Source organism: Streptomyces sp. NPDC047079 (assembly GCF_040643755.1).
Taxonomy (GTDB): domain Bacteria; phylum Actinomycetota; class Actinomycetes; order Streptomycetales; family Streptomycetaceae; genus Streptomyces.
In genome coordinates this window covers 118,367-140,454 of record NZ_JBEYUZ010000016.1, presented here as the reverse complement: position 1 = coordinate 140,454, position 22,088 = coordinate 118,367, and the positions used below count along the sequence as shown (strand labels likewise).

Annotated in this window: 22 protein-coding genes, 2 pseudogenes and 1 riboswitch; of the genes and pseudogenes, 11 read left to right on the top strand and 13 right to left on the bottom strand. The window is 71.4% G+C overall.

Annotated elements, in window-relative coordinates:
- Window positions 1-22 precede the first annotated feature (22 nt).
- Window positions 23-694 carry a response regulator transcription factor gene (locus tag ABZ823_RS21485; protein ID WP_361662559.1) on the bottom strand — a complete coding sequence of 224 codons (672 nt, stop codon included), beginning with the start codon at window positions 692-694 and terminating at the stop codon, window positions 23-25.
- A 227-nt stretch (window positions 695-921) separates the two neighbouring features.
- Window positions 922-1,083, bottom strand: a pseudogene (locus tag ABZ823_RS21480) (sensor histidine kinase); the annotation flags it as partial.
- Between the two features lie 248 nt (window positions 1,084-1,331).
- On the opposite strand from ABZ823_RS21480, the gene ABZ823_RS21475 reads away from it, so the two are divergent.
- Window positions 1,332-1,727: a ribonuclease domain-containing protein gene (locus ABZ823_RS21475; protein WP_361662556.1), complete on the top strand. Its 396-nt coding sequence runs from the start codon at window positions 1,332-1,334 to the stop codon at window positions 1,725-1,727.
- 267 nt (window positions 1,728-1,994) lie between these two features.
- A complete protein-coding gene (locus ABZ823_RS21470; RefSeq protein WP_361662553.1) occupies window positions 1,995-2,357 on the top strand; it encodes an STAS domain-containing protein in 363 nt (120 codons plus the stop codon).
- An 86-nt stretch (window positions 2,358-2,443) separates the two neighbouring features.
- Here the strand turns inward: ABZ823_RS21470 and ABZ823_RS21465 are convergent, their stop codons facing one another.
- From ABZ823_RS21465 to allB, 3 genes are all read right to left on the bottom strand, one after another.
- Window positions 2,444-3,262 carry an AIM24 family protein gene (locus ABZ823_RS21465; protein WP_361662550.1) on the bottom strand — a complete coding sequence of 273 codons (819 nt, stop codon included), beginning with the start codon at window positions 3,260-3,262 and terminating at the stop codon, window positions 2,444-2,446.
- Between the two features lie 87 nt (window positions 3,263-3,349).
- Entirely contained in the window at window positions 3,350-4,504 is a 1,155-nt protein-coding gene (alc, locus tag ABZ823_RS21460; protein ID WP_361662547.1) for an allantoicase, read from the bottom strand.
- Between the two features lie 46 nt (window positions 4,505-4,550).
- On the bottom strand, window positions 4,551-5,891 hold the full coding sequence (gene allB / locus ABZ823_RS21455; RefSeq protein WP_361662544.1) for an allantoinase AllB: 1,341 nt from the start codon (window positions 5,889-5,891) through the stop codon (window positions 4,551-4,553).
- A gap of 270 nt (window positions 5,892-6,161) precedes the next feature.
- On the opposite strand from allB, the gene ABZ823_RS21450 reads away from it, so the two are divergent.
- The gene (locus ABZ823_RS21450; RefSeq protein WP_361662541.1) at window positions 6,162-6,956 is read left to right on the top strand and encodes an IclR family transcriptional regulator; all 795 of its coding nucleotides are present in this window, start codon (window positions 6,162-6,164) and stop codon (window positions 6,954-6,956) included.
- 71 nt (window positions 6,957-7,027) lie between these two features.
- On the opposite strand, the gene ABZ823_RS21445 is transcribed toward ABZ823_RS21450, so the two are convergent.
- Together ABZ823_RS21445 and ABZ823_RS21440 are read right to left on the bottom strand one after the other, a co-directional pair.
- Window positions 7,028-7,540 (bottom strand): DUF6114 domain-containing protein, encoded by a 513-nt coding sequence (locus ABZ823_RS21445; RefSeq protein WP_361662612.1) that lies wholly within the window; start codon window positions 7,538-7,540, stop codon window positions 7,028-7,030.
- Between the two features lie 139 nt (window positions 7,541-7,679).
- The gene (locus ABZ823_RS21440) at window positions 7,680-8,303 is read right to left on the bottom strand and encodes a DUF6230 family protein (protein WP_361662538.1); all 624 of its coding nucleotides are present in this window, start codon (window positions 8,301-8,303) and stop codon (window positions 7,680-7,682) included.
- A gap of 214 nt (window positions 8,304-8,517) precedes the next feature.
- Between ABZ823_RS21440 and ABZ823_RS21435 the strand changes: the two genes are divergently transcribed.
- Window positions 8,518-9,126, top strand: coding sequence for a nucleotidyltransferase family protein (locus ABZ823_RS21435; RefSeq protein WP_361662535.1), 609 nt, complete (start codon window positions 8,518-8,520; stop codon window positions 9,124-9,126).
- 225 nt (window positions 9,127-9,351) lie between these two features.
- Complete coding sequence (gene aceB / locus ABZ823_RS21430) at window positions 9,352-10,971, top strand: malate synthase A (protein ID WP_361662532.1); 1,620 nt, start codon at window positions 9,352-9,354, stop codon at window positions 10,969-10,971.
- Window position 10,972: 1 nt separating this feature from the next.
- On the opposite strand, the gene ABZ823_RS21425 is transcribed toward aceB, so the two are convergent.
- Together ABZ823_RS21425 and ABZ823_RS21420 are read right to left on the bottom strand one after the other, a co-directional pair.
- Window positions 10,973-11,272, bottom strand: a complete 300-nt coding sequence (locus ABZ823_RS21425) for an Rdx family protein (protein WP_361662530.1) — start codon at window positions 11,270-11,272, stop codon at window positions 10,973-10,975.
- Window positions 11,269-12,183 (bottom strand): HipA family kinase, encoded by a 915-nt coding sequence (locus ABZ823_RS21420; RefSeq protein WP_361662527.1) that lies wholly within the window; start codon window positions 12,181-12,183, stop codon window positions 11,269-11,271. Before ABZ823_RS21420 ends, ABZ823_RS21425 begins: the two co-directional genes overlap by 4 nt.
- Window positions 12,184-12,386: 203 nt before the next feature.
- Between ABZ823_RS21420 and ABZ823_RS21415 the strand changes: the two genes are divergently transcribed.
- Window positions 12,387-12,563: a hypothetical protein gene (locus ABZ823_RS21415; RefSeq protein ID WP_361662524.1), complete on the top strand. Its 177-nt coding sequence runs from the start codon at window positions 12,387-12,389 to the stop codon at window positions 12,561-12,563.
- 55 nt (window positions 12,564-12,618) lie between these two features.
- Here the strand turns inward: ABZ823_RS21415 and ABZ823_RS21410 are convergent, their stop codons facing one another.
- Both ABZ823_RS21410 and ABZ823_RS21405 read right to left on the bottom strand, forming a co-directional pair.
- On the bottom strand, window positions 12,619-13,281 hold the full coding sequence (locus ABZ823_RS21410) for a response regulator transcription factor (RefSeq protein ID WP_361662521.1): 663 nt from the start codon (window positions 13,279-13,281) through the stop codon (window positions 12,619-12,621).
- Window positions 13,278-14,249 (bottom strand): sensor histidine kinase, encoded by a 972-nt coding sequence (locus ABZ823_RS21405; protein ID WP_361662519.1) that lies wholly within the window; start codon window positions 14,247-14,249, stop codon window positions 13,278-13,280. The genes ABZ823_RS21410 and ABZ823_RS21405 overlap by 4 nt, the downstream gene beginning before the upstream one ends.
- 32 nt (window positions 14,250-14,281) lie before the next feature.
- Here ABZ823_RS21405 and ABZ823_RS21400 point away from each other — a divergent pair.
- A pseudogene (locus ABZ823_RS21400) lies at window positions 14,282-14,551 on the top strand (helix-turn-helix domain-containing protein); the annotation flags it as partial.
- 45 nt (window positions 14,552-14,596) lie between these two features.
- Here ABZ823_RS21400 and ABZ823_RS21395 read toward each other — a convergent pair.
- Window positions 14,597-14,971 carry a metalloregulator ArsR/SmtB family transcription factor gene (locus tag ABZ823_RS21395; RefSeq protein WP_361662516.1) on the bottom strand — a complete coding sequence of 125 codons (375 nt, stop codon included), beginning with the start codon at window positions 14,969-14,971 and terminating at the stop codon, window positions 14,597-14,599.
- Window positions 14,972-15,053: 82 nt separating this feature from the next.
- Window positions 15,054-15,267, top strand: a riboswitch (cobalamin riboswitch).
- A gap of 32 nt (window positions 15,268-15,299) precedes the next feature.
- Here ABZ823_RS21395 and ABZ823_RS21390 point away from each other — a divergent pair.
- Window positions 15,300-16,433 carry a HoxN/HupN/NixA family nickel/cobalt transporter gene (locus ABZ823_RS21390; RefSeq protein ID WP_361662513.1) on the top strand — a complete coding sequence of 378 codons (1,134 nt, stop codon included), beginning with the start codon at window positions 15,300-15,302 and terminating at the stop codon, window positions 16,431-16,433.
- Between the two features lie 382 nt (window positions 16,434-16,815).
- Here the strand turns inward: ABZ823_RS21390 and ABZ823_RS21385 are convergent, their stop codons facing one another.
- On the bottom strand, window positions 16,816-18,297 hold the full coding sequence (locus ABZ823_RS21385) for an IucA/IucC family protein (RefSeq protein WP_361662608.1): 1,482 nt from the start codon (window positions 18,295-18,297) through the stop codon (window positions 16,816-16,818).
- A 99-nt stretch (window positions 18,298-18,396) separates the two neighbouring features.
- On the opposite strand from ABZ823_RS21385, the gene ABZ823_RS21380 reads away from it, so the two are divergent.
- The 3 genes from ABZ823_RS21380 to ABZ823_RS21370 are packed head-to-tail and all read left to right on the top strand — an operon-like array spanning window position 18,397 to window position 22,011.
- On the top strand, window positions 18,397-19,902 hold the full coding sequence (locus ABZ823_RS21380; protein ID WP_361662510.1) for an IucA/IucC family siderophore biosynthesis protein: 1,506 nt from the start codon (window positions 18,397-18,399) through the stop codon (window positions 19,900-19,902).
- Window positions 19,903-19,954: 52 nt separating this feature from the next.
- Window positions 19,955-21,220, top strand: coding sequence for a VWA domain-containing protein (locus ABZ823_RS21375; protein WP_361662508.1), 1,266 nt, complete (start codon window positions 19,955-19,957; stop codon window positions 21,218-21,220).
- A complete protein-coding gene (locus tag ABZ823_RS21370; RefSeq protein ID WP_361662504.1) occupies window positions 21,220-22,011 on the top strand; it encodes a hypothetical protein in 792 nt (263 codons plus the stop codon). Before ABZ823_RS21375 ends, ABZ823_RS21370 begins: the two co-directional genes overlap by 1 nt.
- Window positions 22,012-22,088: the final 77 nt, after the last annotated feature.

Here is a 22,088-nt window from a genome sequence, read left to right as displayed (position 1 = left end):
GTTCAGTTCCGGTGGTGCCCGTTCAGTGCCCGTGGTCGTCCAGGAGTCCCGCGTCGTACGCCAAAAGGGCGATCTGCACACGGTTGTTGAGCCCCAGCTTGGCGAGGATCCGGGAGACGTGCGTCTTGACGCCGGCGACACTCATGAACAGCTCGGCGGCGATCTCCGCGTTGGAGGAGCCCCGGCCGACGGCGACGGCGACCTCGCGTTCCCGGTCGCCCAGGGCCGCGATCCGCTCGCGGGCGCCGGTGCGCCGGGTGCCCGTTCCGGCGCCCACGGCGTGCGCCATCAGCTGGCGGGTGACGGCGGGCGACAGCACCGGGTCTCCGGCCGCGACACGCCGTACCGCGTCCAGGATCTCGGCGGGCGGGGTGTCCTTGAGCACGAACCCGGCGGCGCCCGCGCGCAGCGCCCGCAGCACCTGCTCGTCGGCGTGGAAGGTGGTGAGGACCACGACCTGAGGGGCGTCGGTGCGACGGCGGAGCAGCTCGGTGGCGGTCAGCCCGTCGACCGCCGGCATCCGGATGTCCATGAGGACGACGTCCGGCCGGGTGCGGTAGACGAGCTGCTCGACCTCGCTGCCGTCGGCGGCCTCGCCGACGATCTCGATGTCGTCGGCACCGCCCAGCATGAAGGACAGGCCGGCCCGCACGAGGGGGTCGTCGTCGACGAGGAGCAGTCGGATCGCGGTCATGGGCCCCACCGTAGTGATCCGCCTCCCGGGCCCGCTCGCGGACGGCCGACCCCGGCAGCTGCGGCCCGCACCGGGGCCGGTCCCTTCCCCCGTGACCGTGCGCGACCGTCCGCCGCGGGCAGGGCTTCGGTGCGCGGCTCCCGGCCGCTGTGCGGCCGGGGCCGGCGAGGTGGGGCACCCGCTGCGGCCGGTGTCAACAGGCCGGGAACGCCCCCGGTCGCACGGGCTCACCCCGGCCACGGAAGCCGGGCGTGCACCCGGAAGCCGCCCTCCCCCGTGGTGCCGTGGTCGAGGGTGCCGCCGGTCAGGGTCGCGCGTTCGGTCAGCCCGATCAGGCCCTGGCCGGAGCCGGGAACGTGCGGGACCTCGCCGGGCGGGGCCGGGTTCCGGGACGTGCGACTTCCGGCGGGTTGCCGCCTGGAGAGGGCCTCAACAGCGGCGGATCCCCGCCGACGCGGGAGTTCCCACGTGCCCGCGCCCCGGCGCCGGTGGCTTCTGTTGCGTCCGGACATACCTGTGGAGACGGCGTGTCGACGCCGGGTCGCAGGTTAACTCGCCGGGAATTCATGGGAGTTGACGGGAAATTCTTGCACCCGGTCGTTGACGGGCCGCTGTCTACGCGCGTCACCATGACGGCATGAGATTCCCCCCACGCGCAACACGCATCGGCGCCGCAGCCGCGCTCCTGTCCGCCCTCCTCGTGGGCGGCACCGTCTCCGCCACCACGGCGGACGCCGCCGCGACCTCGGTCGGCAGCATCTGCTACAGCGACCTGCCCTCCCAGGCGTACGACACGCTCGACCTGATCGCGTCCGGCGGCCCCTTCCCGTACTCGCAGGACGGCGTCGTCTTCCAGAACCGGGAGGGCGTCCTGCCCAGCCACTCCACTGGCTACTACCACGAGTACACGGTGATCACCCCGGGCTCCCCCACGCGCGGTGCGCGCCGCATCGTGACCGGTGAGGAGTACCAGGAGGACTACTACACCTCCGACCACTACGCCACGTTCGATCTGATCGACTTCGGCTGCTGAGTCCCCTACGGCTCAGTGCAAGGAATGGTGCGACGCGCTGGAGGTTCGGTCCTGCGTTCGGCCGGACCTCCGGCTCCGTTGGTGATCGGCGCGAGCCACTGGAACAGGTTTGCGTAGACCCACGGTCCCAGACCGTCACCTCCACCGCCTCCTCGACAAAACACACCCGCGCGGACAGGGCCGTTGGACCGCACTGACCGCAGGACGCGGCGGGTAGCCTTGCCGGCAGAACAGGCGGCCAGGGGAATCACCGGATCGAGGGGGAGCGTGGCAGACACCAAAGGGCAGCCGGACAACCGATTGTCGATCACCCGCACCACCGTGGACGGCGTCACCGTGCTGACCGTGGGCGGCGAGATCGACCACGACACCGCGCCCCAGCTTCACGACGCTCTCATCGACAGCGGCAGCGTGATCGCGCCCCGTATCGTGCTCGAACTCAGCGCCGTCACGTTCATGGACTCCAGCGGGATCAACACCCTCGTCAAGGCCCACCGCGCCGCCGACCGTGTCCAGGGCTGGATCCGCCTGGCTGCTCTGACAGAGCCCGTCCTGCGCGTCATCGAGCTCGTCGGCGTCGACCTGATCATCACCTGCTACCCCACCTTGCCCGAAGCCCTCAACGGCTGAGCCGCTCCCACGGGTGCGCACGTTCGATGTCGGAGTGCCGGTGAGGCCATGCTCGTCATCCTCCGGCGCCTTTCGGGTACACGCCCTCAGCCCGCGTGGGTGGAGAAGAGTCCGCCCGTCGGCCCCTGCTTGTCGCCGCCCTGGGCCTTCTTCAGGGCGTTTGCGAGGCTCTCGATGGTGAGGGACTGGAGGATGACGCGGCCATTGCCCTCCAGGGTGGCCAGGGACAGGCCCTCACCGCCGAAGACCATGTTCATGAGCCCCTGGCGGTTGAGGCCCCCGACGCGCTGGACCCCGTATTGAATGCCCTCCTCGAAGGCGACGACACAACCGGTGTCGACCTCGATGCGGCCGCCGAAGTCCGCGGGGTTGAGGTCGATGAAGTTACCGGCGCCGGCGATGATCACTGTGCCGTACCCCGTGAACTTCTCCAGGATGAAGCCCTCGCCGCCGCTCATGCCGGTGCGGCCGCCCTGGAAGGCGATGCCGAAGTCGACGGTCGACTCGGCGGCCACGAAGGCGTCCTTCTCGGCGAACCACGCGCGCGTGCCGTCGAGCTCCAGCGCCCGCATCTCACCGGGGAGCACTCCCGCGAAGCCGACGGTGCCCTGGCCGCCCCGCGCCGTGAAGTACTGGAAGGCCAGCGACTCGCCCGCGAGCGCGCGCTGGCCCACCTGCATGGCGGTGCCCATGGCCTGGCGCAGGAAGCCGCCCATGCCTCCGCTCCCGCCCCCGTCCTGGGACTGGCCGCCGTTGTTCGACGGGCCGGACAGGCGGGTCTCCATCGTCACGTTCGTGGTCTTGAAGAGGAACTTGCCCGCCTCGCAGTACACGGTCTGGCCGGGGCTCAGGTTGACGACCGCCATCTGCATGGCGTTGCCGACGATTTCTTGCTGAAGAGTCACGTGTGAAGAACGTGGGAGCCGGGGCGATTGGTTCCGCACCCTCCGGAGCCGTTCCCCCGGTCGCACCGGGGTCCACGGGAGCGCAGGTCAGCCGCCCAGTTCCTGGTGCCGCGCCGTCAGGGCCGCCGCGCCCTCCTCGGTCAGGGTGCCGTACAGGCGCAGACGGGAGATGCCGCCGTCCGGATAGATGTCCACGCGCGCGTGCGTGCCGACGACCGGTACCGGAAGGACGAAGCGGTGGTTGGTGTCGGGCTGGAGACGGGTGCGCGGGAGGATCTCGCGCCACTGCGTCTCCCCGGTGTTCTCGCCCCCGGCGTTTCCGCCGCCCTTGATCGAGACCGACGCCCAGCCCGCCGCGTTCCCCTTCAGATACGCGGTGTCGATCTCGATCGCCCGGATCCGCGCCTCGGCGACCAGCTGGTAACGGATCCAGTCGTTGCCCCGGTCGCGGCGGCGCCGTGTCTCCCAGCCGTCGTCCATCTTGCGGGACCGGCCCGGCTGAATGGTGTTGGTGGCGGGCGAGTAGAAGAGGTCGGAGGCGTCCTCGACCCGGCCGCCGTTCTCCAGGGCGACGACGTCGAAGGTGCCCAGCGCCCCGAGCCACTCGCGGTCGGGCACCACGTCGCCGTACACCCGCAGGCGCGCGATGCCTCCGTCGGGGTGCTGGTTGACGCGCAGGTGCGTGACGCGCTGCTCCACCGCCACGGCGAAGCCGTTGGCCGCGTGACCACCGACCGGTGTGCGCGGGACGAGCGTCGTCCACTTCACGTCGTCGGCGAGGAGTTCCTCCGGCGAGGGGGAGCCCGGCACCGAGGTGCCCTCGACGGACACCGCCTGCGGGTAGTTGCCCCGGAAGTGCGCGGTGTCGACGACGATGCCCCGTACGACCCCCGGCGCGCCCAGGCGGATCAGTGCCCAGTCGTGGTCCTCCGAGGTGGGCCAGGGGTGCCCGGCCGAGGCGCCGCGCCGGCGCCGGGTCTCCCAGCCGTCCATGACCTTGCCCTTGTGCCCGAAGTGCTCGGGGTCGAACTCGGGGCGCTCGGGCACCAGCAGGTTCTCGCGCGGAGCGAAGAACTCGTCGTTCGCGGCGAGGACCGCGGCGCCGAGCCGGCGGTCGGCGAGGTTGGCGTGGCGGGCGAAGGGGAAGTCGGCGGTGCGGTAGTCCGCGTACGGGTCACCGCCTCCGTAGGGGTTCGCGTCGCCGGTGAAGCGGGTCGGGCCGGTGTGCGCTTGCGCCGTCACGGTGATCAGGTCGTCCTTTCGGGAGTCGGCGGGGTGCGGGAGCGGGTCAGTGGGTCCGGGTCAGCAGCCTGCCCTTCGGCTCGGTGAACTCGCCGTCCGCCACGACGCGTTCGCCGCGCAGCCAGGTCGACCTGACCACCCCGGACAGGGTCCGGCCGGCATACGCGGTGACGTGGTTGCGGTGCTGGAGGGCGGCCGGGTCGACGGTGAACGTCTGGTCGGGCGCGAACACCGCGAAGTCCGCGTCGTGGCCCGCGGCGATGGCGCCCTTGCGGGACTGGAGCCCCACCAGGCCCGCCGTGCGCGAGGACATCCAGCGGACCACGTCCTCCAGACCGTGCCCGCGCCGGCGCGCCTCGGTCCACACGGCGGGAAGGCTCAGCTGGAGACCCGCTATGCCGCCCCAGGCCGTGGCGAAGTCGCCGGTCTTGAGGTCGGCGGTCGACGGGGAGTGGTCGGTGACGACGCAGTCGATCGTGCCGTCGGCCAGCGCCTGCCACAGCAGGTCCTGGTTGGCGGCCTCACGGATGGGCGGGCAGCACTTGAACTCGCTGGCCCCGTCCGGCACCTCCTCGGCCGTCAGGGTCAGGTAGTGCGGGCAGGTCTCCACCGTGACGCGGACGCCGTCCGCCCGCGCGGCGGCGATCAGCGGCAGCGCGTCGCCCGAGGACAGGTGCAGCACATGCACGCGCGCGTCGAGCCGTCCGGCGTGGTGGATCAGATGGGCGATGGCGGTGTCCTCGGCGTCCCGCGGCCGGGAGGCCAGGAAGTCGGCGTACTTCGGGCCGCCCTGCTGCGGTGCGGCGGCGAGGTGGTGCGGATCCTCGGCGTGCACCACGAGGAGGCCGCCGAAGCCCGCTATCTCGGCCATGGACCGGGCGAGTTGTTCCTGATCGAGGTGCGGGAACTCGTCCACGCCCGAGGGGGAGAGGAACGCCTTGAAGCCGAAGACGCCCGCGTCGTGCAGCGGCCGCAGGTCCTTCACGTTGTCGGGCAGTGCCCCGCCCCAGAACCCGACGTCGACATGGGCCTTGCCGGCCGCGGCTTCCCTTTTCGTACGGAGGTGGTCGACCGTCGTGGTCGGAGGCAGGGAGTTGAGCGGCATGTCGACGAGTGCGGTGATGCCGCCGGCCGCCGCCGCCCGCGTGGCCGTCCAGAAGCCCTCCCACTCGGTGCGGCCCGGGTCGTTGACGTGCACATGGGTGTCGACCAGGCCGGGAAGCAGAACGTCGTCGCCGACGTCCTCGACCCGCGCCCCGGCCGGTACGCCTGCGTCGTAGGGCAGTACGGCCGTGATCGTGCCCCCGGCGACCGCGACGGATGCGGCGCGCGTCCCTTCGGGAGTGATGACGCGCCTCGAGCGCAGCACCAGCTCAGCGTCTGACACCCGGACCCCTCTCTGCGCCGTTCCGCTTGCGGGAAACCGGATGTATACCCACCTAACGGAATTCAACTTTCTGTTGAAGGAGTCTTCACCCGCTCCCCCGCGCCGTCAAGAGCGGGGCGCCGTCCGGCCCTTCGGCGGTATGCACTCTGGACATTTCCACAAAGCGGAATTATAATTCCGACTCGCAGAACGTAGTGACACACCAGCAGGGAGTCAACGGACTGCCGGGTAGGCTGCTGCCCTTCCCGCCAGTTTCGAAAGGAACGCGCCGTGCCGACGTCGACGTCCAGCGCCAGCGACGCCCCCGCCAAGTCCGCCACGGGCGGGGTGCAGTCCCTCGAGCGCGCCTTCGACCTGCTGGAGCGGATGGCGGACGCGGGTGGCAAGGTCGGCCTCAGCGAGCTGTCCGCGAGCAGCGGACTGCCGCTGCCGACGATCCACCGCCTGATGCGCACGCTTGTGGCCTGCGGTTACGTCCGTCAGCAGCCCAACCGCCGGTATGCGCTCGGCCCCCGGCTGATCCGGCTCGGCGAGTCGGCGTCCCGGCTGCTCGGCACCTGGGCGCGCCCCTATCTCGCGCGCCTGGTGGAGGAGACCGGCGAGACCGCGAACATGGCGCTGCTCGACGGCGACGAGATCGTGTACGTGGCACAGGTGCCGTCCAAGCACTCGATGCGGATGTTCACCGAGGTGGGCCGCCGGGTGCTGCCGCACTCCACGGGCGTCGGCAAGGCGCTGCTCGCCACCACGCCGGACAACGAGGTACGCGCCCTGCTGGCCCGCACCGGTATGCCCGCCGCGACCGAGAAGACCATCACCACGCCCGACGCCTTCCTCGCGGCGCTGGAGGAGGTGCGCCGGGCCGGGTACGCGGTCGACGACAACGAGCAGGAGATAGGGGTCCGGTGCCTCGCGGTGCCCGTGCCCGACTCCCCGACGGCCGCCGCGATCTCCATCTCCGGGCCGGCGGGCCGGGTCACGGACGCGGCGACGGAGCGGATCGTGCCCGTGCTCCAGCAGGTGGCGACGGAACTGTCCCAGGCCCTGGCCAGCACGGGAGCCTGACCCTCGCGGCGCTCGAGGCGGGCGCGGCGGGCCATCCGCTCAAGGACGCCCGCCCGAGGCGTCGGACCGCCTCAGGCGGGCCGGTCATACGGGTCCGCGGTACGCCCGTCGGGCGAGCAGACGGCGCACGATCGGCCGGCCCCTCCCGTTCCGCCCTCGTCCTGCGCCGCCGGCAGGGCCGCATCTGCCGGGTTCCTGGTGGGCAGCCGCTCGGCGGCGCCCTCGGGCGGAGTCCAGGCGCAGGCCAGCGAACCGCCGACCAGGCCGCAGATCAGGCCGAGGAACAGTCCCCCGAAGTTCGCGAGGGGGAGCGAGATGAGGGACAGCAGCAGGGTGGCGACCCCGGCGAACACGCGCATGTGCGGCTGAAACCACAGGGAGACGCCCAGCACCACGAGCAGAACCCCGATGATCAGGGACGTCGCCCCGGACGTGGTCGACAGGGCCAGTGCGACGCCCTGGAGATCGAGGTGCGTGTACGGGAAGTACAGGACGGGCAGCCCCGCCGTGAGGGTGAACAGGCCTGCCCAGAAGGGCCGTTCACCCCGCCACGCCCAGAACCCGCGCAAGACGCCGACGGCAATGGCACGAGCGCCGACCGCGGTGGCGCGACGTGGCGTGCGGTTGCGGAAAGGTTCCAGGAACACGTCTCTCCCTGCGGTGAGGCCTGAGGGACATGCGGCGAGTGGGCGCGAGGCGCCCGTGCCGGCCGCGGGTGGGGCGTCAGAAGCAGCGGTGACGGCCTTGCTCGATCCGCAGATCGAGGCCGGGGATGTTCAGCGTGCCGGCCGAGGTCGCGACCGAGGTCGCCCGCACGTCGTTCAGGACGACCGACTCCGCCTGCTGCGCGAAGACGTTGGGGTCGAAGAACCTCGAGTTCCTGTCTCCCGGATCGATCGGCCCCTTCCGGACCGCACCCGCCGCCACGCCGATGTCGATGTCGTCGGCATGCGCCTGCTCGGCTCTCACCGAGGTCACGTCGATGAACAGGTTCGCCGCCTCCACGCGCCGCCCGTCGGCGCTGGTGAGCCGCAGGGTGTAGGGACCCAGCATCGGGACCGGAAGCTCCACCGACAGGCACAGCCTGCTGATCTCCGCATGCCTGAACCCGAGGACCACCACCGGCACCAGCGCTCCCTTCCGGGTCACGTCGACCAGGGGATAGATGCTCGCACCCCGTCCGCGCAGTGTGTCCGCGGTGATCTGGAACCTCTGGCCGGAGATGAGGAACGACGCGGCCAGCGCTCCTTGTGCCATGCCGATGCCGAGGGCCGCGGCGGCGGCGACGGCCGGGAGGAGGACGGCGGCGAAGCGTGTCCAGCACGTCCTGCCGGAGCGGTGCAGCATGGCGCCTCCTCCGTAGCGCGGGGGCCCCACCCGTGCCGGACAGGGGCAGGCGAAGTGCCGGTCGTGGTGAGGAAGTCTAGGCTTCCGGCCGCGGCGGCCGACGGCACATCAGCTCGGGCGGTCGGGTGATATGCCCGGAAGCAGCCGCCCCCGCGGGACGGACATTCGATCCCGGGACGCCCCGCGACCGCCGCGACTCCGGTATGCAGGACGTATGACGCGACGTGAAGACGGTCGAGACGGCGTCGCCGGGCTGCTCCTCGCGGCCGGCGGGGGACGCCGGCTGGGCGGACGTCCGAAGGCGCTGCTGGTGCACCGGGGGCGGCCGTTGGTGGAGTACGCGGTGGGGGTCCTGCGTGCGGCCGGGTGCGGCCGGGTCCATGTGGTGCTCGGGGCGGCGGCCGAGGAGGTACGGGAACGCGCGGACCTGTCCGGCTGCGTCCTTGTCGACAACCCGGACTGGGAGCAGGGCATGGGCTCCTCCCTGCGCGCCGGACTCGACTCGCTCGCCGGGACGGGCGCGCGGGCCGCCCTGGTCTCGCTCGTCGACCAGCCCGGCATCGGCCCGCAGGCGGCGGCCCGGGTCCTTGCCGCCTACGAGGGCCGGTCCTCTCTGGTCTCGGCCGCGTACGGGGGCGTACGGGGCCACCCGGTGCTCTTCGGGAGCGACCACTGGGACGGGGTCGCGGCGTCCGCCACCGGGGACCGGGGAGCCCGCACCTATCTGAAGGAGCACGAGGACTCCGTCCGGCTCGTCGAGTGCGGAGACGTGGCACGGCCGTACGACATCGACACCGAGGGCGACTTGGTGCACCTCGACTGACCTCCGGTGAACGCGGTGGCACGGAGCGCCACCGTCCCTCGAAGCGGAGAATCTCGACGTCAACAAAACATTGAACTTCCACTATGAGGAAACTACTATCCACTGGTCAGGAGCGCCTGACCGCTCACAGGCGCGGTCAGCCGCACCCGGACCCCCCTGGCACCCGGTGCCGTACCCCGTGCCGCGGCGTCCTCACGTCAAGCTCGCCGAAGGAAGTGACAGCTCATGTCCGCACCAGCGCCGTCGCCGCTCGTCATCGACGCCGAGCCCCTGCCGCGGCAGGAGGAGGTCCTCACCGATGCGGCCCTCTCCTTCGTGGCCGAGCTGCACCGCCGGTTCACACCCCGGCGCGACGAACTGCTCGCCCGCCGGGCCGAGCGCCGCGCGGAGATCGCCCGTACCTCTACGCTCGACTTCCTGCCGGAGACCGCCGCGATCCGCGCGGACGACTCGTGGCGGGTGGCCCCCGCCCCCGAGGCCCTGAACGACCGTCGCGTCGAGATCACCGGCCCCACCGACCGCAAGATGACCATCAACGCCCTCAACTCGGGGGCGAAGGTGTGGCTCGCGGACTTCGAGGACGCCTCGGCGCCCACCTGGGAGAACGTGGTGCTCGGCCAGCTGAACCTGATCGACGCCTACACCCGGGCCATCGACTTCACCGACCCGGCGACGGGCAAGTCCTACGCCCTGCGACCGGAGGAGGAACTGGCGACGGTCGTCGTGCGGCCGCGCGGATGGCACCTGAACGAGCGTCATCTCCTGGTCGACGGAGAGGAAGTGCCGGGCGCCTTCGTCGACTTCGGCCTGTACTTCTTCCACAACGCCCAGCGCCTGCTGGACCTCGGCAAGGGCCCCTATTTCTACCTGCCGAAGACGGAGTCGCACCTGGAGGCCCGCCTCTGGAACGACGTCTTCGTCTTCGCCCAGGATCACATCGGCATCCCCCAGGGCACCATCCGCGCCACCGTCCTGATCGAGACGATCACGGCGGCGTACGAGATGGAGGAGATCCTCTACGAACTCCGCGACCACGCCTCCGGGTTGAACGCGGGCCGCTGGGACTACCTCTTCTCCATCGTCAAGATCTTCCGTGACGGCGGGCCGAAGTTCGTCCTGCCGGACCGCAACGCGGTCACGATGACGGCGCCGTTCATGCGCGCGTACACCGAACTCCTCGTCCGTACCTGCCACAAGCGCGGTGCGCACGCGATCGGCGGTATGGCGGCGTTCATCCCCTCCCGCAGGGACCCCGAGGTCAACAGGATCGCCTTCGAGAAGGTCCGCGCCGACAAGGACCGCGAGGCGGCGGACGGCTTCGACGGCTCGTGGGTCGCCCACCCCGACCTCGTCCCGCTCGCGATGGAGTCCTTCGACAAGGTCCTCGGCGACCGGCCGAACCAGAAGGACCGGCTGCGCGAGGACGTCGACGTCAAGGCGGCCGACCTGATCGCCGTCGACTCGCTGGACGCCAAGCCGACGTACGCGGGCCTGGTCAACGCCGTCCAGGTCGGCATCCGCTACATCGAGGCCTGGCTGCGCGGCCTCGGCGCGGTCGCGATCTTCAACCTCATGGAGGACGCGGCGACCGCGGAGATCTCCCGCTCCCAGATCTGGCAGTGGATCAACGCGGGCGTCCAGTTCGAGAACGGCGAGAAGGCGACCGGTGAGCTGGCCCGCAGGGTCGCCGCCGAGGAACTCGCGCACATCCGGGCGGAGATCGGCGCGGAGGCCTTCGCGGCCGGCCACTGGCAGCAGGCCCACGACCTGCTCCTGAAAGTGGCGCTGGACGAGGACTACGCGGACTTCCTCACCCTCCCGGCATACGAACAGCTCGCCGGCTGACTCACTCCGCGCTCTTCTCCGAGTGGCCCAGGGACTTTCCCGGGGCCACTCGGTCCCGTACGAGGCGCTTGACCGCCGTCGGCTCGGGAAAGCCCTGCTCGCGGCGGTCCCAAACCACCTCGTCGTTCACCCGTACGACGAAGACGCCGCCCTTGCCCGGCTTGAGGGCGAGTTCCGTCAGCTCGGTCTCGAACGTCGTCAGCAGCTCCTGTGCCAGCCAGGCCGCGCGGGGCAGCCAGCGGCACTGGGTGCAGTACTCGATCTGCACGCGATACGTGTCGTCCGCGGGGGTGTCCGTCATCCCAGATGCACCGACCAATCCTGTTCCGCCGCCGGTTTGCCGTGCAGGTCGGGAACCCGCTTGAGCCAGTCCGGCCGTCCTTGCTGTGTCCGTGCCGCGCGCTGGGCCTCCTCGGCGGCGAGTTCCTCCCGGGTGGGGAAATCGGTGGGCAGCCACACCTCGGACGCCTTCACCCTCGCGGAGAGGTAGTCCACGTAGGCGTTCCGGACCTCTGCGGGCGTCGCGAAGCCCGCCTCCCCGGTCAGCCAGGCGTCCGGCACCTGCTCGGTGATCTCACGCAGCAGCTCCTCGGTCACCCGGGGCGCGAGTTCGGCCTCGGCGGCCCGCATGTCCGGGGCGAAGTGGCCGAGGGCGTGGTGACGGAAGTCGTACGCCTTCTCCGGCGCGGAGGCGTCCCAGCGGTGGTGGAAGACGAGGGCGGCACCGTGGTCGATCAGCCACAGCCGCGGGGGTGCCGTGCCGAAGGTGGGCCAGACCATGAGGTTGGAGCTGTGGACCGTCCGGTCGACGTTCACGGTCAGGGCGTCGAGCCAGATGATCCTGCCTGCCTCCACGGGGTCGACCGTGCAGGCCCTCGCGACCTCGGGGGTGAAGTCCCGGGCGCCCGGAAGATAGTCCATGCCGAGGTTGAGCCCCGGGCTCGCGTTCAGCAGGTCGCGCACCTCCTGGTGGGGTTCGTGCGCGGCGATCGCCGGGTCGAAGTGGGCGAGTACGAGCTCGGGCACGCGCAGGCCGAGCCTGCGGGCCAGTTCGCCCACGATCACCTCGGCGACCAGCGCCTTGACGCCCTGCGCGGAGCCGGTGAACTTCACGACGTAGGTGCCCAGGTCGTCGGCCTCGACGACTCCGGGGACGGAGCCGCCGGCGCGCAGGGGTGCGACATAGCGAGTCGCGGTAACCTCTCTCAGCATCTTCCAAGGCCCCACAGGCCGTATTCCTTACATTCCATTGCCGCCTCCCAGCCAGGGCAGGCCGGGGAACATACCCGCCCAGCCCTGGGGAGGATCTGGGGAATTCCGACTGGCATGCTCGTCTCCCTGTCTCCCCATCAGACCGTCGATGGCGTGCGGCCCTGCTTCCGGCCTCCGGCATGAAGTGAGCATAGTAACCAAGCGTGACAGCCGGGGAGGAGCGGAACCGGCAGCTCACCGTTCAGGAGTCCCGCCGCAAGCTGGCCCGCGACGTGTGCCACGGCAAGCGCGGCACCATCCACCAGGCGTACCGGGACGGCATGAGGACCACCGCCCGGCTCTCCCCGCTCAGGCACCGCTGCTCCTTCGGCGGCTCGTAGCCGCGACGTGAGCGACAGGGTGTTTCCGGCCTCACCCTGCGGGCCGGTGACGCCATCAGCGAGGCGGGGTGACCAGCCCCATCTCATAGGCGGTGATGACGAGCTGGACCCGGTCCCGGGCGCCCAGTTTGGTGAGCAGGCGTGAGACGTGCGACTTGGTGGTTGCCACCGTGATGAAGAGGTCCTCGGCGATCTCGGCGTTCGACCGGCCGCGGCCGACCAGGGTCAGTACTTCCCGTTCCCGCTCGGTGATGCCCTCCACCGGCCGTGGGGAGTGTTCCGGGGCCGGTCCCGGGCGCCCGATGAAGTCCGCGATCAGACGACGCGTCACACCCGGCGCGATCAGTGCGTCGCCGGCGGCGACCACGCGGATCGCCGCGAGGATGTCGTCAAGCGCCATGTCCTTGACCACGAAGCCGCTCGCGCCGGCCCGGAGAGCGCCGTAGACATGGTCGTCCTCGTCGAAGGTGGTCAGGACGAGGACGCGCGTGGTTGCCGGACCGGCCGTGATCAGGCGGGTGGCCTCGATCCCGTCCATGCCGGGCATCCGGATGTCCATGACCACGACGTCGGGGCCGATGTCGCTCACCAGTTGGACGGCCTCGGCGCCGGTGGCGGCTTCACCGACGACCTCCAGGTCGCTGTGATCGGCCATGAGCACGCGTAGACCGGACCGCACCAGCGGCTGGTCGTCGGCGAGTACCACCCGGACGGTCATCGGGTTTCCACCGGAACTGCGATGGGTGCGGGCAGCGGCAGCCGGGTCGCCACCCGGAAGCCGCCCTCGGGGCGCGGTCCGGCGCTGAGGTGGCCGCCCAGGAGGGCGGCCCGCTCCCGCATCCCGATGATGCCGAAGCCGTGCGCCGAGCCGTTGTCGGTGGCGCCGCGCCCGTCGTCGACGACCTCCACGGACAGCTCCTCGTCTCCGTAGTCGATGGTCACCCGGCAACGCCCGGTGCCCGCGTGCCGGACCACGTTGGTCAGCGCCTCCTGCACGATGCGGTAGGCAGACAGGTCGATGTCGGCCGGAACAGGACGCTGCTGACCGCTGCGGCGCACGTCGACGCGTACTCCTGCGCCCGCGGTCGCTGCCGCCAGCCGTTCGACGTCCGCCAGCCCCGGCGACGGTGCGAGCGGTGACTGCTCCGGGGCGGTGTCGCCCCGGTCGGCCTGACGGAGCGACACCAGCGTGCGCCGAAGGCCCGACAGGGTCTCTCTGCTGGTGGCCTCGATGGCGCGCAGGGCCTCGCGCGCCTGTGCCGGCTGGGTCTGGATGACCCGGCCGCCCACACCGGCCTGAATGGCGATGATGCCGATGCTGTGCGCGACCATGTCATGCAACTCCCGTGCGATCCGCAGCCGTTCGGCGGTCACGGCCTCGGCCACCTCCTGTGCACGCAGCGCCACCGCGTGCTCACGGCGCTCGCGACTCAGCAGAGCGGCCATGCAGGATGCGGCCAACGCCAGGAGGGCGATCACCTCGTTGACGGCCAGGCCGTTCCCGTGCGCGAAGACGCCGATCACCAGCACCTGCACAGCGAAGGACACGGCCACGGCAACGATCGAAGCGCGCCGTACACAGGTGGCGACGATGAAACCCAGCACGAGGTCGACCTCCAGATACGACAGGAACTGGCCCTGGTACGACGCCGCCCGGCTCTCATGGCCGGCACTCGGAGGGCCCACCACCACAGCAGTGGACGAAGAGTGCCATGGCCAGAGCCAGCGCATCGGTTGACGGCCGGCTCCTTACTCTGACCTACCTGGAGTTCGAACTCCTCGCCCGCCTCGTCGCACATCCCCGACGCGTCCATGGCCGCGCGCAGCTGATCAACGAGGTATGGGGAGAACCTGCCGTGGGCGACACCCGTACGGTGGACGTTCATATCGCCAGGCTTCGCCGCAAGCTCGGCCCGGCACACCGGGCTGTCATCGCCACGATCCGCCAGGTCGGCTACGCCTACGATCCGGCGCGGCAACCGCCGTGAGCACGGCGTCGGGCCATATGGCTCGCAGGCGCAGAGCTGGTGCCGTCATTCGCTCGTCGATGTGCGATCGCCGACGGAAAGGGCTTCGAGAAGACCTGCGATCTCGGGGTCGCGGAGGCTGTATCGGACGATCCGGCCGTCTTTGATGGCCTGCACGGCGCCGGAAGCGCGCAGCAACCGTAGCGCCTGGGAGACCGATGTGTCCCGGATGCCGGTGGCGAGCGCCAGGTCGGAGACGGCGATGGGCCCGGCTCTGTGCACGGCGAGGAGCAGTGACAGCCGGCCCGGGTCGGCGAGCAGGGCGAAGCGCTCGGCCCATGCGCGTACGTGCCGGCGGTCGCCGATGCCCGCGATGGCGTCGCACACGGTGTGCTCGTCAATGGCGCGTTGGTGTGCGCGATCCGGTGGGACCAGGTGCATGCGCCCCATTCTCGCGCTCTTGGACCTGTGAAACAAGACACCTACATACCTGTGCAGGCTTGTAGCCGCGCCGGCGGGACATCTACCCTGTTACCGCCGTGGTGCTCGGGAAGACCGGTGACAGACCCTCGCAGGGGTCTGGAGTCCGGGGCGGCCCTCGCCACTGTGATCGGGGAGTTGACGCACCTTCCGCTGTCAGGCGGATGCCACTGGATGCCTTCGGGCCTCTGGGAAGGTGGGGTGCGGCGGCGTTCGACCCGTCAGCCAGGAGACCGGCCACGGCACTGCAAGTGACCTAGTCCACGAGGTGCTGGAGAGGCCCCCTGATATGACCCTGTCTGAAAACTCCCCCACGACCGCGGCGGTGGTGGTACCGGCCACGCCGCTCATCCGGTGGGAACGCAAGGACTGGATACGCACCGGCGGACTGATGGCGGCGATAGCGGCGCTGCACGTCGCGGCCTTCGCGATCCTGGTGACGATGGTCGCCCCACACCACTACACCGTAGGCAAGCAGGTCTTCGGCCTCGGCCTGGGCGTCACCGCCTACACCCTGGGCATGCGGCATGCCTTCGACGCCGACCACATCGCCGCCATCGACAACACCACACGCAAGCTGATGGCCGACGGCAAAAGGCCGATCTCCGTGGGCTTTTGGTTCGCACTCGGCCACTCGACGATCGTGGTTGTCCTTGCCGGAGGCATCGCGGCCGGGGCACGCTTCGCCGGCACCCTGGCGAACGGCAACTCCAGCGCCCACCAGACCCTCAGCGTGGTCAGCACCTCGGTCTCGGGCGGCTTCCTCTACCTGATCGCCGCTCTCAACCTGGTCTCCCTCGCCGGGATCTACCGCGTGTTCAAGGCCATGCGCTCGGGCCGGTTCGACGAGCACGAACTGGAAAAGCATCTGGATTCCCGCGGCTTCATGAACCGCATCCTGGGTCGCCTGACCAAGTCCATCACCCGCCCCGGACAGATGTACCCGGTCGGCTTGCTGTTCGGCATTGGCTTCGACACCGCGACCGAGGTCACCTTGATGGTCATGGCCGGTTCCGGAGCCGCCGCCGGACTCCCGTGGTACGCGGTTCTGTGCCTTCCGCTGCTCTTCGCCGCGGGGATGAGCCTGTTCGACACCCTGGACGGCACCTTCATGAACTTCGCCTACCACTGGGCGTTTTCCAACCCGGTGCGCAAGGTCTACTACAACCTCACCATCACCGGGCTGTCCATCGCGGTGGCCTTCCTCATCGGCACCATCGAACTGGTCGGGGTGCTGCACGACCAGCTCGACCTGAACGACGCCATCACCAACTGGATTTCCGGCGTCGACCTCGACAACGTGGGCTTCGTCATCGTCGGCCTGTTCGTCGTGGTCTGGGCCTGCGCCCTGGCGTACTGGCGCCTGGCCGGTGTCGAACACCGCTGGGGTGCCAGGACCGCCCCACCCGCCGAGCCCAGCTGATCTGTCACCGCTCCCGGTCGGCACCCTGGTGCCGACCGGGCCACGAGCGACAGGGGTGTTGAGGGCCTTCCACCCGCCGGACTTGGACACCGCCACTCGCGGTGATCGCGCTTTGCCCTCACCTGCCTGGTGATGCCGGGCTGAGCGCCCTGCCACCGCAGTCACTCCGCGTGCCGACGCCCGGGTGCGGAGCCGCCGCACCTCAGCGGGGTCACGTATCGGACGGCAGTCACACCGTGCGGCACACGGGCCTCTGTGGGCCGGCCCGTCGCGAAACCCACAGGCCGTCGCCCGCGACCGGCGCGACGGGCCGACGGGCACCGGCGGGCACCCGGCGGGCACCCGGCGGGCACCGGCGGGCACCGGCGGGCACCGGCGGCGGTCAGCGGCAGGCCAGGGGATTCGGCAGGGGCAGATAGCGGGCCTCCGCGCCGTCCGCGCCCGTCCAGCGCAGCAGCAGGTTGGTCTTGCCGGGGAGGGTGGGCGAGGCCAGCAGGGCGGGGATCTCGGGTACGGGATGGCGCGCCAGTTCCGCGCGGGCGGCGGGCCAGGGGTTCCAGCCGGGGTGGCGCTCCGCCAGCAGCGCGGCCACCTCCATCAGGTGGTTGACGACCAGGCTGTACACGAGCCGCTCCCAGCCCGCCTCGCGGGACACGTCCCCGAGGAGCTTCACGCCCTCCGCGTCCCGGAACAGCGCCTGGACGGGCAGGCCCGAGGCGTCCACGGCGACCAGCGTGTTCTGAAGGTGGGCCTCCAGGACGACCCCATGGCCCTCGAACGCCTCCAGGACCGGAGGCACGACCTGACGCAGATACGCCGTCCACCAGGCCGCCGGGTCGGTGAGCCGCTCGAGCGGGCTGCCGTCGAAGCCCTCCACGAGCGCCGCGGCGAGCAGCGGGGTGGCGCCGGGCCTGAGGTGGGGGCGCAGACCGTCGCGGACCAGGACGGCCAACTCCTCGAAGGCGAAGCCGGCCGTGCGGTAGCCGCGGTCGCTCAGCCAGGCCGCCGGGCCCCGGTGTGCCGCGAACGCCGCCATCGCCGCGGCGTCGGTGCAGCGCAGCTTGAGCAGGTCGTGGCGCCACAGCCGGCGGATGTCGTTGGTGATCCGCACGTCCAGGCTGAACTTCAGGAAGTGATCGCCGTCGGACATGTACACCGTACGGATCGCGGCCGTGGGCCACACGGTCCGAGGGGGCCCGTCGAGCCGCACCAGGCGCCCGTCCTCGAACGCCTCGCGGATCTTCGGGCGGCCGCCGACCAGATCGAGCTGCCACGGGTGCGCGGGCAGCACCCGGTATCCGGGCGGGGCGGCGCCCAACGCGTCGAGCCCCGTGGTGTCGCCCTCCTCCACCACCGTGTCCTCCCGTACCCCCAGGAGGGTGAGCGGAAAGCGTGCGTGGGCCTCGGGGGCGTACGGCAGCCAGCTGGCGACGGGACCGCCGCCGCGCGCCTTGGGCGCCGGATGATGGGGATGTCCCGTGATCAGGGACTGCTCGGAGAGCACATAGGGGTCGCCCGGCGGTGTCGCGCGGGCGCGTGCGGCCAGGATCGCGACCACCGCCTCCCGGCTGTCGATCATCTCCCCCGGCAGGTCGGGGTTGGACAGGCCGGTGGCCCGGCGCAGCTCCTCGGCGGTGATCTTGACCAGGTCGGCATGGGTGAGCGGATGCCAGGTGCCGTCGACGTGCACCTCGGGGTCGCGGGGACGCCGCCCACCGCGCACGCGCAGCAGCCGGCCGCCGGCCCGCAGCCGGTGGACGCCCTGCTCTCCCGCGGGCTCCGCCGCCTCCCGAAGCAGACAGTTGAGCAGCGGCGCCGCCGCGTAGGCGTCGGCGAGCTCGGGGACCCCGTCCCTCGGATGCATGCGGTCCACGCGTCCATTCGTTCCGTACGGTGCACTGACGATCAGTATGTCTGTCGTGGTCCGACACCACGAATGCGCCGTGTCCCGAGGAGCCCACCCATGTCCCCTTGCCCCTCCGCCGAGACCGAGCTCGCTTGCGAGCTGGACACCGTACGCCCCGATCTGTCGGCGGCGTACGCGGCCGCGCTCCCCGGTGCCCGGGCCGCCGTCCTGACGCGCCTGTGGCGGGCGCTGGCCCATGAGCCGCTGCCGTGGATCGCCCGCCGGGAGCCGACGCGCGACGGGCTGGTCCTCCATCTGGCGGACGGGCGCCGGCTCCACGGGCCGCCCGTCGATCCGTATGCCACCGCCACGAACGCCACCGAGGTGGTGGTGGACGGGCGCGGGTACGCGCGTGCGGCGGAACTGGTCACGGCCCTCGGTGTGCCGCACGGCGCGGCGTTCGCCGCCGAGCTGGACCACAGCACGGCCTCGTTGGCGCTGTCGCGAGCCGGCCAGCCGCGGGAAGCGCCCGAACCGGTGACGAGCTGGGCGTGGGAACAGCGGGTGGTGGACGGGCACCCGTACCACCCCAGCTGCCGTTCGCGGCCCGGTTTCTCGGTCGCCGAGCAGCTCGCCTACGGCCCCGAGCACCGGCCCCTGGTGCGCCTCGTCCTGGTGCCCGTGGAGGACGGTCTCCTGCGGGGCGAGTGGCCTGCGTGGCTGTGGGACGGCGAGCGCCCGCTGGTGCCGGTGCACCCCTGGCAGGCAGCGCACGTGCTCGGCGGGCCGGTGCAGGACGGTCCGGTGGCGCATCCGCTGATGTCCCTGCGCACCCTGGCGCTGTCCGACGGCGGACCGCATGTGAAGACCGCGGTCAGCGCCCGGCTGACCTCGTCCGTGCGGGACATCTCCCTCTCGTCCGTCGAGACCGCGCTCGTCGTCTCGGGGTTCGTCGAGTCGGTCGCCGGGCGCACCGACGGCCTGCTGAGGATCGCCCGCACCCTGGGGGCGCTCAGCGCCCACTCGCCGGATCTCGCCGCGATGGTGCGCGAGTCGCCCGAGACGTACGCGGACGCCGCGGCGGGCGAGTGGGTGGTCCCCGTGGCCGCGCTCCCGGCCACCGGCCTTGCCGCGTCCCCGGCCTGGCTCACCGCATTCACCCGTCTCGCGCTCACCGTGGGGCTGCGCCTGCTCGACCTGGGTGTGGCGCTGGAGGCACACGGCCAGAACCTGCTGGTGGTGCTGTCGCCCACGGGGGCCCCGCTGCGGCTGGTCTACCGCGACCTGGCCGACATCCGGGTGAGCCCGGCCCGGCTGGCCCGGCACGGCATCAAGATGCCGGAGGTCGCCGACCGGATCGTCACCGACGACGAAACGGCCCTGCGCCGCAAACTGTTCGGCTCGCTCGTCGCGGGCGCGCTGGCCTCCACGGCGGGTACGGGCCCCGCACTTGGGGCGGCGCTGGAGGCCGCCGTACGGGATCTGCCGGCCACGTCCGATCTGGCGGCGCTGCGCGGACCGCTGCCCGCCAAGGCCTTGACCCTGATGCGGATGTCCCCCGAGCGTCCCGGGGACCTGTGGACGAGGCTGCCCAACCCACTCGTTCAAACGCCCGTCCCCTGAGATCAACGAGATCGTTTTGAAGCGCGCCCCCATTGATCAATAAGATCCGCCGATGATCACAAGAAAACGGCTGGCGACGGGCGTCTGCGCCCTGCTCGCCGCCCTGGCGGCCGGGATCGCCCTCCCGGCCGGGGCCGTCGCCGACGAGACGACGGCCCAGGACGCGCCCAAGGTCGATCTGGTCCTCGACGTCAGCGGGTCGATGCGGGCGCGGGACATCGACGGTGGTTCGCGGATGGCCGCGGCGAAGCAGGCCTTCAACGAGGTCCTCGACGCGACGCCGGAGGAGGTGCGGCTCGGCATCCGCACGCTGGGCGCCGGCTACCCGGGCAACGACCGCAAGACGGGCTGCAAGGACACCGCGCAGCTGTACCCGGTGGGGCCGCTGAACCGGACCGACGCCAAGACGGCCGTGGCGACGCTCCAGCCCACCGGCTGGACACCGATCGGCCCGGCCCTGCTGAAGGCGGCGGACGACCTTGACGGCGGCAACGGCACCCGCCGTATCGTCCTCATCACCGACGGCGAGGACACCTGTGCCCCGCTCGACCCGTGCGAGGTGGCCCGGGAGATCGCGGCCAAGGGGATCGGGCTGACCATCGACACGCTGGGCCTGGTGCCCAACTCCAAGATGAGCAAGCAGCTCAGCTGTATCGCCGAGGCGACCGGCGGGACGTACACGTCGGTGGAGCACAAGGAGCAGCTCTCCGACAAGGTGAACCAGCTGGTGGACCGCACGGCGGACAAGGTGGTCACCCCGGTCGCCGTGGACGGCACCGCACAGTGCACGACGGCGCCCCCGCTGAAGTCGGGCCTGTACACGGACCGCGAGGAGTTCGGGCGGCACCGCTTCTACCGTGTGGACGTGAAGCCGGGCCAGGAGCTGCGCGCCTCGGTGAGCGTCTTCGACGACCGGCAGGTGAACCCCGACTACGGGGTGACGCTGCGCGCGGTCACCGTGCACGGACGGGAGATCGTACGCGGTGAGGCGACAGGCTCGGGCCGTACGGACGCCCTGTCGACGGGCCTGCGCTACCCGAAGGCCGGGAGCGACGACGACAGTGCGCCCGCCGAGACGGTGTGCCTCGAGGTCGCCAACTCCTTCTCCCCCGCGGCCGGTGTGAAGACCACGCCCGGCCTTCCGCTGGAGCTGACGGTCGACGTCGTCGACGGTCCCGACCAGGCGAGCGACGTGGCCTCCTTCGGTCTCGGGCGCGGCTGGTGGCTGCTCGGCGCCCTTGTGCTGACCGGCTTCGTCGCGGGTGTGCTGTGGGGCTGGCTGTCGCGCTGGCGCGTCGCTGTCTGGAGGTCCAACTGATGCGTATCGCACAAGCGTTGACCGCGGCGGCTCTGCTGCTGGGCGTCGCCGCCACCCCGGCCGTCGCCGACGCCTCGCCCTCGGCCGGCCCGTCGGGTGACAGTGCCGCGCCCACCTCGGCGGGCACGTCGTTCCGTACGGCGACGGAGATCGAGCAGGGGCAGCAGGCCACGGCGAGCGCCTCCACGGGCGACTATCTGTACTGGCAGTTCCCCGCGGACGCCGGGCAGCGGCCCACCGTGAAGGCGACGGTGAAGCTGCCCTCGGCGTCCCGGAGCGGGGCGCAGACCTGGCAGCTGGACGTCTACGACGGGCTGCGACGCCGCCAGGCGTGCCGGTACGGGACGCAGACGCGCACGGCGGCCCAGGGGGCGGCATCCGTCGAGCTCGCCTGCACGCTGCGCACGGTCCGCGCCTGGTCGGAGACCTGGGCCACCGACCCGCTGCCTGGCACGTACTACATCCGGCTGACCGCCGTGGGACTGGGCACCGCCGACCTCGGGCTGCCGGTGAACGCCGAGGTGCGGGTGGACTCCAAGGACATCGGTGGTTCGGCTGCGGTGGATGGTTCGCTGGGGCAGCCGCTGGTGCCGGGGATCGCGCAGACGTCCTCGGACTCCGCGTCGGACGCGCCCACGCTCTCGTCGCTGAAGCCCGACGCCTCCGCCTGGTGGTCGGACCGCTGGGTGTGGACGGCGGTCGGCGGCGTCCTCGCGGCGCTCGCGGGCATCGGCGGTTACGCGCTGACGCGCGGCTCGGGACGGCCGTCCCGGGTCCCGCCGGGCGTCTGAGCCCTTCTTCCCAGACCAAGGGCGAGGCCCGCCGGCGTCCACTTCCGTTCTGGTGGACGCCGGCGGGCCTCGCCCGT